Here is a 14098-nt window from a genome sequence, read left to right on the forward strand (position 1 = left end):
GCGGTCACCCACGGAGGGGGACGCAGCCGAGAGAGGCAGGCACCACCACGATGTCGCAGACCCGCACCGCTGCCGCGATCGTCTCCGGCTCCCGCACCCCCGGTCGCCACCGGGTGGAGCGCGCCGGCGGCATCCGGGTCACCGACCTGCCGGCCGTGCGCGAGCGGCTCGCCGCCACCGGGACGGCGACGCGGACCTCGCGTCGCGCCGCGTTCGTGCGCTGGCTGCTCGACGCCGCCCCGGCCGGCCGCCACACCTGGCAGGCGCTGGCCGCCGCCGGTGGGCGCCCGCGCTCGGCGTTCGCGATCATCCTGAGCCTCTGACGGACTCCTGCCCCCACCGCTGACCCGTCCGCGGCGGGCTGCAGGAGGTCCACGACCGGCTCCACCCGCTGGGTGGGGCCTCGGAACGGTCGTCCGCCCGGACGGGGATGCCGGGCGGGCGACCCCCACCCCGGCCCTCCTGGTCCGCCCGACCCTCCCGAGCGCAGCAGTCCGGGAAGGCGACGGAGGCCCAGGACCTCGCGGGTCCTGGGCCTCCGTCGTCGATCAGACCGTCAGCCGGTCAGCGGCTCACTCCCCGCCGGCGAGCTTGGCCCGCAGCGCGGCGAGCGCCTCGTCGCTGGCCAGCGTGCCGCCGCCACCGCCGACGACGGTGTCGCCCGCCGGGGCCACGTCACCGCCGGAGGAGTAGTTCCCCCCGGCAGCGGCCTCGGCGTCGGCCTCGCGGGCCGCGGCGATCTGCTTGCGGTGCGCCTCGAAGCGGGCCTGGGCCTCGGCGTACTGCCGCTCCCAGGTCTCGCGGGCCTCGTCGTAGCCCTCGAGCCACTCGCCGGTCTCCGGGTCGAAGCCCTCGGGATAGATGTAGTTGCCCTGCTCGTCGTACGAGGCGGCCATGCCGTAGGCGGCGGGGTCGAACTGCTCCTCGTCGCCGATGACGCCCTCGTTGGCCTGCTTGAGCGACAGCGAGATGCGGCGGCGGTCCAGGTCGATGTCGATGACCTTGACCAGGATCTCGTCGCCGACCTGCACGACCTGCTCCGGGATCTCCACGTGGCGCTCGGCCAGCTCGGAGATGTGGACCAGGCCCTCGATGCCCTCGTCGACCCGGACGAACGCACCGAAGGGCACCAGCTTGGTGACCTTGCCGGGCACGACCTGCCCGATCTGGTGCGTGCGGGCGAACTGGCGCCACGGGTCCTCCTGCGTCGCCTTCAGCGACAGGGAGACCCGCTCGCGGTCGAGGTCGACGTCGAGGACCTCGACGGTGACCTCCTGGCCCACCTCGACGACCTCGGACGGGTGGTCGATGTGCTTCCAGGACAGCTCGGAGACGTGCACGAGGCCGTCCACGCCGCCGAGGTCGACGAACGCGCCGAAGTTGACGATCGAGGAGACGACGCCGGTGCGCACCTGGCCGCGGGCGAGCTTGTTGAGGAACTCGCTGCGGACCTCGGACTGCGTCTGCTCCAGCCACTGCCGGCGGGACAGGACGACGTTGTTGCGGTTCTTGTCGAGCTCGATGATCTTCGCCTCGAGCTCACGGCCCACGTAGGGCTGCAGGTCGCGCACGCGGCGCATCTCGACCAGCGAGGCGGGGAGGAACCCGCGCAGGCCGATGTCGAGGATGAGACCACCCTTGACGACCTCGATGACGGTGCCGGTGACGACCTCGTCGGCTTCCTTCTTCGCCTCGATCGTGCCCCAGGCGCGCTCGTACTGGGCGCGCTTCTTGGACAGGATCAGGCGGCCCTCCTTGTCCTCCTTCTGGAGGACGAGGGCTTCCACCTCGTCGCCGACCTTGACGACCTCGTTGGGGTCGACGTCGTGCTTGATGGACAGCTCGCGCGAGGGGATGACGCCCTCGGTCTTGTAGCCGATGTCCAGCAGCACCTCGTCCCGGTCGACCTTGACGATGACGCCTTCGACGATGTCTCCGTCGTTGAAGTACTTGATCGTCTGGTCGATCGCCGCGAGGAAGTCCTCGGCCGAGCCGATGTCGTTGACGGCGACCTGGGGGGTGCTGGAAGGACGGACCTGGGTGGAGGTCATGTGGTTGGTTGCTCCGGACGGGGGATGCGTAGGGACGGGGGTACCACGGCCGGGGTGACCGCGGGAGCGGGGAGAGCCGGCGCGCGCCGATCCCTTGCGGGCAACAGCACTGACAGACCTCTGGCGCAGTCCCATGGTACGGACGCGGGCGCGCACGGGTCCACCTGGGTGGGCGCCCTTCGACGGTCCCCCGCGGCGTGTCACGATCGGCGTGTCATGCCCGCGCCCGTGCTCCCCCTCGGTCCCGACGGCTACCCGGCGGCCGGCGGCGTCGAGCGGCGGCCCGCGGGCGCCGCGGAGTCCGCCCGGGCCAACCGCGGCTGGTGGGACGCCGCCGCGCCGGCCTACCTCGCCGAGCACGGCGACGACCTCGGCGAGGTGGACTTCCTGTGGTGTCCCGAGGGCCTGCGGGAGGACGACGCGCACCTGCTGGGCGACGTCGCCGGGCGGAGGGTGCTGGAGGTCGGCTGCGGATCGGCGCCGTGCGCGCGCTGGCTGCGGCGCGCCGGGGCCGAGGTCGTCGCGCTGGACCTGTCGGCCGGGATGCTCGCCCGTGCGGCGGAGGGCAACCGGGCGACGGGCCTCACCGTGCCGTTGCTGCAGGCCGACGCCGGCGCGCTGCCCCTGGCCGACGGCGCGTTCGACGTCGTCTGCTCGGCGTTCGGGGGGCTGCCGTTCGTGGCCGACGTCGAGGGCGCGCTGGCCGAGGTGGCGCGCGTGCTGCGGCCGGGCGGTCGGGTCGTGGCCTCGGTCAACCACCCGTTCCGCTGGCCGCTGCCGGACTCCCCCGACCCCGACGACCTGCGCGTCGTGTCCTCCTACTTCGACCGGCGGCCCTACGTGGAGACCGACGACGCGGGCCGGGCCGTGTACGTCGAGCACCACCGCACGGTCGGCGACTGGGTGCGCGCCGTCGTCGGGGTGGGCCTGGTCCTCGACGACCTGGTGGAGCCGGAGTGGGCGCCGGGGCGCACTCAGGTATGGGGCCAGTGGTCCCCGGCCCGGGGCGCGCTGGTGCCCGGCACGCTGGTCCTGGTCGCCCACCGGCCCAGCTGAAGGACCCCGGTGCCCCCTCCTGCACCCAGGGCCGACCGACCGGAGACCTCAGGCTGCACCTCAGGTCGAGGGTGGGTTGCCCTGGGCGGTGAGCCAGCGGGCCGCTGCGCGGGCACCACACAGCCGGACGACGACGAGCCCGCGCCGGTCGGCCTCAGCGGAGAAGCGGGCGGCGTTGTCGTCCCGGAGAGCGCGGAACCGGGGTCCCGCCACCACCCACAGCGGGTGCGAGCCGCGCAGCCAGTTCCGGGCCCGTTCCCGGTTGCCGTTGTAGAGCTCGCGCCGTGTCAGCGCCCGGCCGAGCGTGCGGCGCAGCAACCGCCCGGCGACCAGGGGCCACGGGTGGTCCAGCCACACGACGGCGTCGGCGGTGGCCAGCAGCCGCGGCTGGACCGCCCGGTACTGGTACTCGGTCACCCACCGGCCCGTGGCGAGCAGCGCGTCGACGTCGGACTCGAACTCCGGGCGCGGGACCCAGCCGGGGCCGTGGAACAGCGCGTCCATCTCCGTGTACGGCAGGTCCAGCCGTGCTGCCAGTGCCTGGGCCAAGGTGGTCTTCCCGGCACCGGGGCTGCCGGCGACCAGGACCCGCCGCGCGCCGGCCGGCAGCTCCCTAGTGGGCGGCGGCATCCCAGCTGGCACCGAGGCCGACCGACACCTCGAGCGGCACGGACAGCTGCGCCGCGCCCGCCATCTCGCGGCGGACGAGGGTCTCCAGCGCCTCCCGCTCCCCCGCCGCGACCTCGAGCACGAGTTCGTCGTGCACCTGCAGCAGCATCCGCGACCGCAGGCCCTCGGCCTCGATCGCCCGCTCGACGCCGAGCATCGCGACCTTCATGACGTCGGCCGCCGAGCCCTGGATCGGGGCGTTGAGCGCCATCCGCTCGGCCATCTGCCGCCGCTGCCCGTTGTCGCTGGTGAGGTCGGGCAGGTAGCGCCGCCGGCCGAGGGTGGTCTCGGTGTAACCGGTCTGGCGGGCGTCGTCGACGACGCCGTCGAGGTAGTCGCGGATCCCGCCGAAGCGCTCGAAGTAGGCGTGCATCTGCCCGCGCGCCTCCTCCGGCGTGATCCGCAGCTGCTGCGCCAGCCCGTAGGCCGACAGCCCGTAGGCCAGGCCGTAGCTCATCGCCTTGATCCGGCGGCGCATCTCCGGGTCGACCTGCTCGATCGGGATGTCGTAGGCCCGCGAGGCCACGAACGAGTGCAGGTCCTCCCCCGAGGTGAACGCCTCGATGAGGCCGGCGTCCTCGGACAGGTGCGCCATGATCCGCATCTCGATCTGGCTGTAGTCGGCCGTCATCAGCGACTCGTAGCCCTGCCCGACGACGAACGCCTGCCGGATCCGCCGGCCCTCGGCGGTGCGGATGGGGATGTTCTGCAGGTTCGGGTCGATGGAGGACAGCCGGCCGGTGGCGGCGATCGTCTGCTGGAACGTGGTGTGGATGCGCCCGGCGTCGTCGACCATCGGGATCAGGCCGTCGATGACCGTGCGCAGCCGGGTGACGTCGCGGTGGCGCAGCAGGTGCTCGAGGAAGGGGTGCCCGGTCTGCGCCAGCAGGTAGGTGAGCGCCTCGGCGTCGGTGGTGTAGCCGGACTTGATCTTCTTGGTCTTCGGCAGGCCGAGCTCGTCGAAGAGCACCGCCTGCAGCTGCTTGGGCGAGCCGAGGTTGATCTCGTGCCCGATGACGGCGTACGCCTCGGCGGCCGCGGCGGCCACGCCGTCGGCGAACTCCCGCTGCAGCTCGGTGAGCAGGTCGACGTCGACGGCGATGCCGCGGCGCTCCATGCCGGCGAGCACCCGGGTGAGCGGCAGCTCGATCTCGCCGAGCAGGTGGTCCCCGCCCTTCTGGCCGAGCACCTGCTCGAGCGCGTCGGAGAGGTCGTTGACCGCGACGGCCTTGAGGACGTCGGCGTGCGCGGCCTCCGCGGCGAGGTCGGCCTCGCTGGGGCCCAGGCCCTCGAGGGTCAGCTGGGGCTCGGGCGCGGCGTCGTCCTTGAGCTCGCGCTTGAGGTAGCGCACCGAGAGGTCGGCGAGGTCGAAGGAGCGCTGCCCGGGGGTGGCCAGGTAGGCAGCCAGCGCGGTGTCGCTGACCACGCCCTGCAGCTCCCAGCCGCGTGCCCACACCGCCAGCAGCGGGCCCTTGACGTCGTGGGCGACCTTCTCGGTGGCCGGGTCGGCCAGCCACGCGGCGAGGGCCTGCTCGTCGGCGGCGCCGAGGTCGGGGCCGCAGTCGACGAAGACGGCGTGGTCGTCGGCGGCGGCCAGCGCGAGGCCGGCCAGCTCGCCGGTGCCGCGGCCCCACGTCCCGCGGAAGACCAGCCCGGTGCGGCCGGTACGGGCGTGCGCGTCGAGCCAGGCGCCGAGCTCCCCGGCCGCGACCTCGTCGGCGGTGACGTCGAAGCCGCCCTCGACCTCGGGCTCGGCGCTGCTGAGCGTGGCGAACAGCCGGTCGCGCAGCACGCGGAACTGCAGGTTGTCGAAGAGGGTGTGCACCTCGTTGCGGTCCCACGCGCGGACGGCGAGGTCCTGCGGGCCGACCTCGAGGGCGACGGAGCGGTCGAGCTCGGTGAGCCGCCGGTTCTGCAGCACCGACGACAGGTGCTCGCGCAGCTTCTCCCCGACCTTGCCCTTGACCGTGTCGACGCGGTCGACGAGCTCGTCGAGGGAGCCGTACTCGCGCACCCACTTGGCCGCCGTCTTCTCACCGACGCTCGGGATGCTCGGCAGGTTGTCGCTGGGGTCGCCCCGCAGCGCGGCGAAGTCGGGGTACTGCTGCGGCGTCAGCCCGTACTTGGCCTCCACCTCCCCGGGCGTGAACCGGGTGAGGTCGGAGACGCCCTTGCGGGGGTAGAGCACCGTCACGTGCTCGTTCACCAGCTGCAGCGCGTCGCGGTCGCCGGTGCAGATGAGCACGTCCATGCCCTGCTCGACGGCCTGCACGGTGAGCGTGGCGATGACGTCGTCGGCCTCGAAGCCCGGCGCGGTGACCACCGGGATGTGCAACGCGCCGAGCACCTCCTGGATGAGGCTGACCTGCCCGCGGAAGTCGGTCGGGCTCTCGGTGCGGTTGGCCTTGTACTCCGCGTAGATCTCGCTGCGGAAGGTCTGCCGGCCGACGTCGAAGGCGACGGCGAGGTGCGTGGGCTGCTCGTCGCGCAGCACGTTGATCAGCATCGACGTGAAGCCGTAGACGGCGTTGGTCGGCTGGCCGGTCGTGGTGGAGAAGTTCTCCACCGGCAGCGCGAAGAAGGCCCGGTAGGCCAGCGAGTGGCCGTCGAGCAGCAGCAGCCGCGGCCGCGTCCCGGGCGTCGACGGGACGGTGGGCGCTGGGGTGGTCACCGGAGCGGACATCGCCGCCGATCCTAGGTCGGGAGGGCGACGGTCCCGGTCCCCGGCGATCCGTCCTGACGGCGGGTGGCTAGCGTGCGGGAGGTGAGCACCCCTCCCCCGGACTGGATGCCCGCGAGCGCGGTCAGCCCGCTCGACGACAAGCTCGGCATCGAGATCGTCGACTTCGCCCCCGAGCGGCTGGTCGCCACCATGCCGGTGGAGGGCAACCAGCAGCCCTTCGGCCTGCTCCACGGTGGGGCGACCTGCTCGCTGGTGGAGACGATCGGGTCCTGGGCGGCGATGATCAACGCCGGGCCGGGGAGGAAGGCCGTCGGCGTGGAGCTCAACGCCAGCTACCTGCGCGCCGCCACCTCCGGCACGGTGACCGCCGTCTGCACCCCCGCCCGGGTCGGGCGCACGCTGTCGACGTTCCTGGTCGAGGTCACCGACGAGCGCGGCCGCACGACCGCGACCGCCCGGCTCACCTGCGCGATCGTCCCGGCGTAGACGCAGGACCCCGCTGCCCCGGCCCTCCCTGCGGGCGGCGTCAGTTGTCGACGGCGACCGCGGTGACCACGGGCAGCGTCCGGGGCGGCAGCGGCCGCCGGCGCGGCAGCGGCCGGCGCAGCACCGGCAGGCCGCCGCGCTGCCAGCTGGCCAGCGCACGGGCCAGCGTCTCGCGCGGCACGATCCGGCGAGTGGTCAGCGGGGCGAACCCCATCCGCGCGAAGAACCGCTGCCGCTCGGCCTCGTGCCCGCCCACGGCGGCGACCACGTGCAGGGCCCCCAGCTCCGCGGCGTAGGCGGCCGCGGCCGCCAGCAGCGCGGTCCCGGCGCCGCGGCGGCGGTGGTCGCGGTGGACGACGAGGTTGTCCACGGTCACCTGCGGGACACCGAGCACGGTCGACAGCGCGTCGAGCCCGAGGACGGCCAGGCCGACCGGGACCTCCCCCGCCGAGCCCGCCCCCGGCGCGTACGCACCCGGCAGGACGGCGAGGACCACCCGGTGACCGGGGTCGGCCAGCAGCCGGCGGAACCCGGCCGCTGCGGCGGCTCCCGGGGTCTGCCCGGTCAGCACCCCCTCGGCGTGCGCCTCGGCCCGGTGCTGGCGTACCAGCGCGAGCACCGCGGGCAGGTCGTCGGGACGCGCCGTGCGCGTCGTGACGCCGGAACGCCGGTCGGTTCCTGACACGGGAGTCCTCCCCCTGGACGGTGCGGCGAGACTGCACCCGGCGTGCCCGGTGGGGGACGACGACGCGCCGGAATGGGACAGGAGTGACGACAGCGCGGCCCCTCGCCGCGTCGCACCTAGGTCACAGCTCGGCGTCAGGCGAACGGCGATGCAACAGGCCTGGGTTACCGTCACGCCCCACTGCCCGCGTTCGTGTCGCGCGACACCATCGTGCCGATCGACACCACGCCCCACAGTTCTGCCACGACCAGGGAGGTTGTGTGACCCACCCGTCAGCCACCGCCGGGCCACCCGGGCGGTCCCGGAGCGCGATCCGCCCGGGCCCCGGGACCGCCCACAGGGTGATGCTGCGGCTCCTGCTGGTGCTCGTCGCCGCCACCGGCCTCGCCGTGCTGGTCCCCGGCATCGCGAGCGCCGAGGGCGAGCAGGTCATCGGCACGCTGCAGACCAGCCGCTCGGGCCCCATCGAGGGCGTCGAGGTCACCGTCACGACAGCCGCCGGGGACGAGGTCGACAGCGTCGCGAGCGACGAGGACGGCCGCTGGGCCGTCGAGCTGCCGGGCCCCGGCGACTACGTCGTCACCATCGACGACGGCGACCTCCCCGAGGGGGTCGAGCTGGCGGGCGCGGACAACCGTGCGGTCACCGTGGCCGAGGGGCGCCGTGAGCCGGTCATTATCGGCCTCGAGGACGGCAGCCGGGGCGGCGGCGGTGGCACGGTGCGCGCCGTCCAACTGCTCGTCGACGGCATCCGCTTCGGCCTGCTCATCGCGATGGCCGCCGTCGGCCTGTCGCTGATCTTCGGCACCACCGGGCTGACCAACTTCGCCCACGGTGAGCTGGTCACCATCGGCGCCATCGTCGCCTGGTACGTCAACGTCTCGGGCGGCGTCCCGCTGATCCCCGCGACGATCATCGCGATGATCGCAGGAGCGGGCATCGGCGCGCTCAACGAACTGGCGCTGTGGCGCCCGCTGCGCCGGCGCGGCACCGGGCTCATCGCGGCCCTGGTCGTCTCCATCGGCCTGTCGCTGCTGCTGCGCTACCTCATCCAGATCGTGTACGGCGGCCGGTCCAGCCCGTACCAGGTGGCCACCGGCCGCGCCGTCGACTACGGCGCCTTCACCCTCACCAACCGGGCACTCGTCTCGATCGTCGTCTCGGTCGTCGTCCTCGTGCTCGTGGCCCTGATGCTGCAGCGCACCAAGATCGGCAAGGCCATGCGGGCCGTCTCCGACAACCGCGACCTCGCGGCGTCGTCGGGGATCGACGTCAACCGCGTGATCCTCGTCGTCTGGATGATGGGCGGCGCCCTCGCCGCGCTGGGTGGGGTCCTGCTCGGGCTCTCCGACCAGGTCCAGTGGGACATGGGCTTCCGCCTGCTGCTGCTCATGTTCGCCGGCGTCACCCTCGGTGGCCTCGGCACCGCCTACGGCGCCCTGGTGGGCAGCCTCATCGTGGGCGTGTTCGTGCAGATGTCGACCCTCGTCATCCCGAATGACGTGAAGTACGTCGGAGGGCTGCTGCTCTTGATCGTCATCCTCGTCATCCGGCCCCAGGGCATCCTGGGCAGCCGCGCCCGGATCGGCTGAGCCATGGGTGACCTCCTCGACGCCGTCGCCGTCGCGCTGAAGGCCGGCCTGGGCTTCCAGGCGATCTTCTTCGCGCTGCTGGCCATCGGCATCAACGTGCAGTTCGGCTACGCCGGGCTGCTCAACTTCGGCCAGATCGCCTTCGCCCTGCTCGGCGGCTTCGGCATCGCCATCTCGGTGAGCCAGTGGGGCCTGCCGTTCTGGGTGGGCGTGATCGTCGGTCTCGTGGCCGCCGTCGTGCTCGCCCTCCTCCTGGGCCTGCCGACCCTGCGGCTGCGGGCCGACTACCTGGCCATCGCCACGATCGCCACCGCCGAGGGTCTGCGGCTGCTGTTCCGGTCGGTGTCGGCCACGCCGGTCACCAACGGCACCCGCGGCCTGTCCGCCTTCAACGGCGACTTCATCGCCCTCGCCCCGTGGGCGACCAACGCGCGTTACCGGCTCCTCGGCACCAGCTGGTCCGGCGGCGAGCTGTGGGTCGCCGTCGTCGGCTGGGTGGTCGTCGTCCTGGCCTGCCTGCTGGTCTTCGCCCTCATGCGCAGCCCGTGGGGCCGCGTGCTCAAGTCCATCCGCGAGGACGAGGACGCCGTCCGCTCGCTGGGCAAGAACGTCTACGTCTACAAGATGCAGGCGCTGGTGCTCGGCGGGATCCTCGGCGCGCTCGGCGGGATGGTCTACGCCGTCGGCACCGGCTCGGCGGTCCCGGACCAGTACCAGAACGCCAACACGTTCCTCGCCTACGCGGCCCTGATCCTCGGTGGCGCTGCCCGCGTGCTCGGGCCGGTCATCGGTTCGATCGTCCTGCTGTTCATCCTGCAGTTCGCCGACACCGGCCTGCGGCTCCTGATCGACAACGGGATCATCCCCGAGGGGCTGCTGTCGGCCACCGACGTGGCACAGATCCGCTTCGTGCTCGTGGGTATCGGGCTCATGCTGTTGTTGGTCTTCCGGCCACAGGGCATCTTCGGTGACCGACGAGAGGTGATGCTCGATGCGCGCTGACCCCAACCCCCACGGCGCCTCGGCGTCGGGTGCGTCCGGCGCTTCCGGTGCCTCGGCGTCCGGTGCCTCGGCGTCCGGCGCCTCGGCGTCCGGCGCGTCCCTGGACAAGGGCGCGACCTGGCAGCGGGGCGACACCCCGCAGCGGCTGGCGCAGGCCGCGCTGCGCGACCTCCCCTGGGAGGTCGGCGTCGCCAAGCCCGACCCCGCGATCGTCGTCGACGGCGTGACCCGGACCTTCGGCGGGCTGACGGCGGTCGCCGTCGACCACCTCGAGGTCCAGCGCGGCGGCATCACCGGCCTCATCGGGCCCAACGGCGCCGGCAAGACGACGCTGTTCAACCTGCTGACCGGCTTCGACCAGCCCAACACCGGCACCTGGTCGTTCGACGGCCGGTCGCTGGGCAAGCTGGCCCCGCACCAGGTCGCCCGGCTCGGCGTCGTCCGGACCTTCCAGCTGACCAAGGCGCTGTCCCGCCTCACCGTGCTGCAGAACATGCTGCTCGGGGCCCAGGGGCAGCGCGGGGAGAGCTTCCTGCGGGCCCTGGTCCCCGGGACCTGGCGCGCCCAGGAGAAGGCGAACACCGAGAAGGCGATGGACCTGCTGCGGCGGTTCAAGCTCGACGCCAAGAAGGACGAGTTCGCCGGCACCCTCTCCGGTGGTCAGCGCAAGCTGCTGGAGATGGCGCGGGCGCTGATGAGCGACCCGAAGGTCGTCATGCTCGACGAGCCGATGGCCGGGGTGAACCCGGCGCTCACCCAGAGCCTGCTGGGGCACGTCAAGGACCTCCGCGAGGAGGGCATGACGGTCATCTTCGTCGAGCACGACATGGACGTCGTCCGCGACATCAGCGACTGGGTCGTCGTCATGGCCGCCGGCAGGGTCATCGCCGAGGGGCCACCGGAGTCGATCAGCCAGAACCAGGCCGTCGTCGACGCCTACCTCGGCGCGCACCACGACGCGCCCCTCACCGTCGAGGAGGAGGACCAGGTGCTCGCCGAGGCCGAGCAGGCCATCGCGCGCGAGGAGCACGGCGGCGGCGAGGTCCTCGGCTCCACCTCCACCACCACCGGGAAGGGCGAGCGATGAGCGAGCCACTGTTCGAGGTCGACGAGTCCGGCGAGGACCGCACCCGCGCCGACACGGTCGTCGACACGGCCACCCTCTCCCCCGCGGAGAAGGCGGCCACCCGCGAGGAGCACGTGCGCCTCGCCGAGGGCGCCCTGGTGCGCGCCGACGACCTCGTCGCCGGCTACGTGCCGGGCGTCAACATCCTGCGCGGCTGCGACTTCTACCTGCAGGACGGCGAGCTCGTCGGGATCATCGGCCCCAACGGGGCCGGCAAGTCCACGCTGCTCAAGACGCTGTTCGGGCTCATCCCCGTGCGCTCGGGCACCGTGACGCTGCGCGGCGAGGAGATCACCTCCGCGCCGGCCCACCGCCTGGTGTCGATGGGCGTCGGCTACGTCCCGCAGAACAACAACGTGTTCCCCTCGCTCACCATCGAGGAGAACATGCAGATGGGCGTGTACCTGCGGCCGAAGACGTTCAAGGAGCGCTTCGACTACGTCATCGACCTGTTCCCCCTGCTCGGGGAGCGGCGCAAGGGCAAGGCCGGGTCGCTCTCCGGCGGTGAGCGGCAGATGGTGGCCATGGGCCGCGCCCTGATGATGGACCCCTCGGTGCTGCTGCTCGACGAGCCGTCGGCGGGCCTCTCCCCCGCCTACCAGGACGAGGTGTTCATCCGCTGCCGGCGGATCAACGCCACGGGGGTCTCGATCATCATGGTCGAGCAGAACGCGCGGCGGTGCCTGCAGATCTGCGACCGGGGCTACGTGCTCGACCAGGGGCGCAACGCCTACACCGACACCGGCCGGTCGCTCATGACCGACCCCAAGGTGATCGAGCTCTACCTGGGGACCCTCGCCAAGGCGCAGTGACCGCGGAGGGTCCTCCCTCCCGATCCGGCAGAGGCCGGCGTCCCCCTGGGGACGCCGGCCTCTGCCGTGGAGCGCATCCGCGCTACGGCGGCCCGACGGCGGCAGGGCGCTGTCACCGGCACGGACAGCGCGGGGACCCTGCGCCGGGGCGATGGCCCGCGACGGCCCGCGAGGGCCCGCGACGGCCCGCGACGGCCCGCGACGGCCCGGTGGCGCGGTCGTCAGACCGGCTCCTGCGGTCGTGGGCGAGCACGAGTGGGCGGGCCCCCGGGCCGGCACGAGTGGGCGGCACCCGGGCCGGCAGGGAGTCCCTCGCCGCCGTACGGACCCGCAGGTCCCTCGACAGGCCGCAGCCGCCGCCCAGGACGCGCCCCCGGATGACCGCCACGCGCCGGCCAGCGGCCCGGGACGGCCACCGCGCACGACAGCGGCCCGGCACCCCCTGAGGGGTACCGGGCCGCGGCCGGTGTGTGGTGTGTCAGCGCCGCACGTTCACGACGCCGTCGGGGTCGCTCAGCGCTGCGGGCCGATGCCCTGGTCGTTGAGGCCCTGCAGGATCCGGGAGGACTCCTCGAAGCCGATCACGATGATCGCGTCGGGGTTGAAGTCCACCATCCGCTGCACCTCGGCGTCGAAGTTCGCCGCCTGCGGGTCGTAGGTGATCGACTGGATGTCGTCCTCCGCCAGACCCGCGCTGACCAGGTTGTTCAGGGTGTTCTCCGCCAGCCCGGTGCCGTAGGGGTCGTTGAGCGCCAGGATCCCCACGGTGTTGTTGCCGTCGGCGATGATCAGGTCCGCGAGGGCGCGGGCCTGCAGCGTGTCCGGCGGGGCGGTGCGGAAGTACAGCCCGTTGTCGTTGTAGGTCGTGAACTGGTCGGACGTGTTCGCCGGCGAGAACTGCATGACACCGGCGCCGGTGATGGCGTCGATGACCGTCAGGCTCACGCCGGAGGACGCCGCACCGATGATCGCGTTCACGCCCGACTGCAGGAGCCGGTCGACGGTCTGGGTGGCGGTGTCGGTCGACGCGTCACCGGAGTCACCCTCGACCAGCTGCACCGGCGCACCGAGGACGCCACCGGCGGCGTTGATGTCGTTGAGCGCGAGCTTGGCGCCGGCGACCTCGGGCGGGCCGAGGAAGGCCAGGTTGCCGGTCAGCGGCAGCAGCGTGCCGATGATCAGCGGCCCGCCGGTGGCGCCGGCCGGTGCGTAGGCCGGGCCCTCGTCGGTGGAGGCGTTGGCCTCGTCACCGGCGATGACGAACTCGGTGGCGCCGTCGTCGAGGGCGTTGTCGTCACCGAACTGCAGCAGGCCGAAGCTCGCCGCGGCGGGCTCGCCGGCGTCGGTGAAGGCCAGCGGGCCGGAGATGCCGTCGTAGTCGACGTTCCCGCCGCTGTTGATGATCTCGAGGCAGGCGGCGAAGTCCTCGCACTTGTCGCCACCGGCGGTGATGCCGTTGACGTACGCCTTGAAGGTGTTGGCGTCGTTGGTACCCGCCGCCTGGGCGGCCAGCGCGGTGACGATCACCGCGTCGTAGGTCTCGCCCGCGTAGTTGTAGTCCTGCAGGTTCGGGTCGACCTCGAGCAGGCGGTCGGTGAAGTCCGAGCCCAGCTCGGTGAGCGGGGTGGTGCCCTTCATGCCGGCCAGGGCGCCCTGCTCGGAGAAGTCCTCACCGAGGGCGTTGCCCATGTTGCCGTCGGTGCCGTAGATGTTGACCTGCTTCTCACCGCTAGCCGCGGCTTCGCCGCTCGAGCCGCCGCCGCCCTCGTCGTCGCTGCCACCGCAGGCGGTGAGGGCGACCAGGGCAGCGGACGTGACGGCGATGCTGCGGGCGTAAGTACGCGTGCGCATCCAGCAACTCCCAGTTGTCGTACGTCGGTCCGGCAGGCCGGGCGTGGACCCCCGGCCCCGTCAGTCCGCAGAAGGTAACCGCTGC

12 protein-coding genes are annotated in these 14098 nt (G+C 72.8%); 7 read left to right on the forward strand and 5 right to left on the reverse strand.

Annotated features, from left to right (window positions below):
• Positions 1 to 50 precede the first annotated feature (50 nt).
• Positions 51 to 323, forward strand: coding sequence for a hypothetical protein (locus tag BM165_RS20895; RefSeq protein WP_075015449.1), 273 nt, complete (start codon positions 51 to 53; stop codon positions 321 to 323).
• A gap of 249 nt (positions 324 to 572) precedes the next feature.
• On the opposite strand, the gene rpsA is transcribed toward BM165_RS20895, so the two are convergent.
• Positions 573 to 2051 carry a 30S ribosomal protein S1 gene (rpsA, locus tag BM165_RS20900; RefSeq protein WP_075015450.1) on the reverse strand — a complete coding sequence of 493 codons (1479 nt, stop codon included), beginning with the start codon at positions 2049 to 2051 and terminating at the stop codon, positions 573 to 575.
• A gap of 216 nt (positions 2052 to 2267) precedes the next feature.
• On the opposite strand from rpsA, the gene BM165_RS20905 reads away from it, so the two are divergent.
• A complete protein-coding gene (locus BM165_RS20905; RefSeq protein WP_075015451.1) occupies positions 2268 to 3107 on the forward strand; it encodes a class I SAM-dependent methyltransferase in 840 nt (279 codons plus the stop codon).
• Positions 3108 to 3167: 60 nt separating this feature from the next.
• On the opposite strand, the gene BM165_RS20910 is transcribed toward BM165_RS20905, so the two are convergent.
• The gene (locus tag BM165_RS20910; RefSeq protein ID WP_075015452.1) at positions 3168 to 3737 is read right to left on the reverse strand and encodes an AAA family ATPase; all 570 of its coding nucleotides are present in this window, start codon (positions 3735 to 3737) and stop codon (positions 3168 to 3170) included.
• Complete coding sequence (gene polA / locus BM165_RS20915) at positions 3721 to 6459, reverse strand: DNA polymerase I (protein WP_075015453.1); 2739 nt, start codon at positions 6457 to 6459, stop codon at positions 3721 to 3723. Before polA ends, BM165_RS20910 begins: the two co-directional genes overlap by 17 nt.
• An 81-nt stretch (positions 6460 to 6540) precedes the next feature.
• Between polA and BM165_RS20920 the strand changes: the two genes are divergently transcribed.
• Positions 6541 to 6945: a PaaI family thioesterase gene (locus BM165_RS20920; RefSeq protein WP_075015532.1), complete on the forward strand. Its 405-nt coding sequence runs from the start codon at positions 6541 to 6543 to the stop codon at positions 6943 to 6945.
• 40 nt (positions 6946 to 6985) lie between these two features.
• Here BM165_RS20920 and BM165_RS20925 read toward each other — a convergent pair whose 3' ends face one another.
• Positions 6986 to 7630, reverse strand: coding sequence for a GNAT family N-acetyltransferase (locus BM165_RS20925; RefSeq protein ID WP_075015454.1), 645 nt, complete (start codon positions 7628 to 7630; stop codon positions 6986 to 6988).
• 344 nt (positions 7631 to 7974) lie between these two features.
• Here BM165_RS20925 and BM165_RS20930 point away from each other — a divergent pair, with 344 nt between their 5' ends.
• Genes BM165_RS20930 through BM165_RS20945 form a run of 4 tightly spaced genes read left to right on the forward strand, consistent with a single transcriptional unit; the run spans position 7975 to position 12162 of the window.
• On the forward strand, positions 7975 to 9222 hold the full coding sequence (locus tag BM165_RS20930) for a branched-chain amino acid ABC transporter permease (protein WP_177225274.1): 1248 nt from the start codon (positions 7975 to 7977) through the stop codon (positions 9220 to 9222).
• A gap of 3 nt (positions 9223 to 9225) precedes the next feature.
• Positions 9226 to 10224: a branched-chain amino acid ABC transporter permease gene (locus BM165_RS20935; RefSeq protein ID WP_075015455.1), complete on the forward strand. Its 999-nt coding sequence runs from the start codon at positions 9226 to 9228 to the stop codon at positions 10222 to 10224.
• Positions 10214 to 11311 (forward strand): ABC transporter ATP-binding protein, encoded by a 1098-nt coding sequence (locus BM165_RS20940; RefSeq protein ID WP_083427560.1) that lies wholly within the window; start codon positions 10214 to 10216, stop codon positions 11309 to 11311. Before BM165_RS20935 ends, BM165_RS20940 begins: the two co-directional genes overlap by 11 nt.
• Positions 11308 to 12162 (forward strand): ABC transporter ATP-binding protein, encoded by an 855-nt coding sequence (locus BM165_RS20945; RefSeq protein WP_208976826.1) that lies wholly within the window; start codon positions 11308 to 11310, stop codon positions 12160 to 12162. The genes BM165_RS20940 and BM165_RS20945 overlap by 4 nt, the downstream gene beginning before the upstream one ends.
• A 513-nt stretch (positions 12163 to 12675) precedes the next feature.
• On the opposite strand, the gene BM165_RS20950 is transcribed toward BM165_RS20945, so the two are convergent.
• The gene (locus tag BM165_RS20950; RefSeq protein ID WP_075015456.1) at positions 12676 to 14013 is read right to left on the reverse strand and encodes an ABC transporter substrate-binding protein; all 1338 of its coding nucleotides are present in this window, start codon (positions 14011 to 14013) and stop codon (positions 12676 to 12678) included.
• Positions 14014 to 14098 lie beyond the last annotated feature (85 nt).

Source organism: Geodermatophilus obscurus (assembly GCF_900115395.1).
In the GTDB taxonomy this organism is placed as follows: Bacteria; Actinomycetota; Actinomycetes; order Mycobacteriales; family Geodermatophilaceae; genus Geodermatophilus; species Geodermatophilus obscurus_B.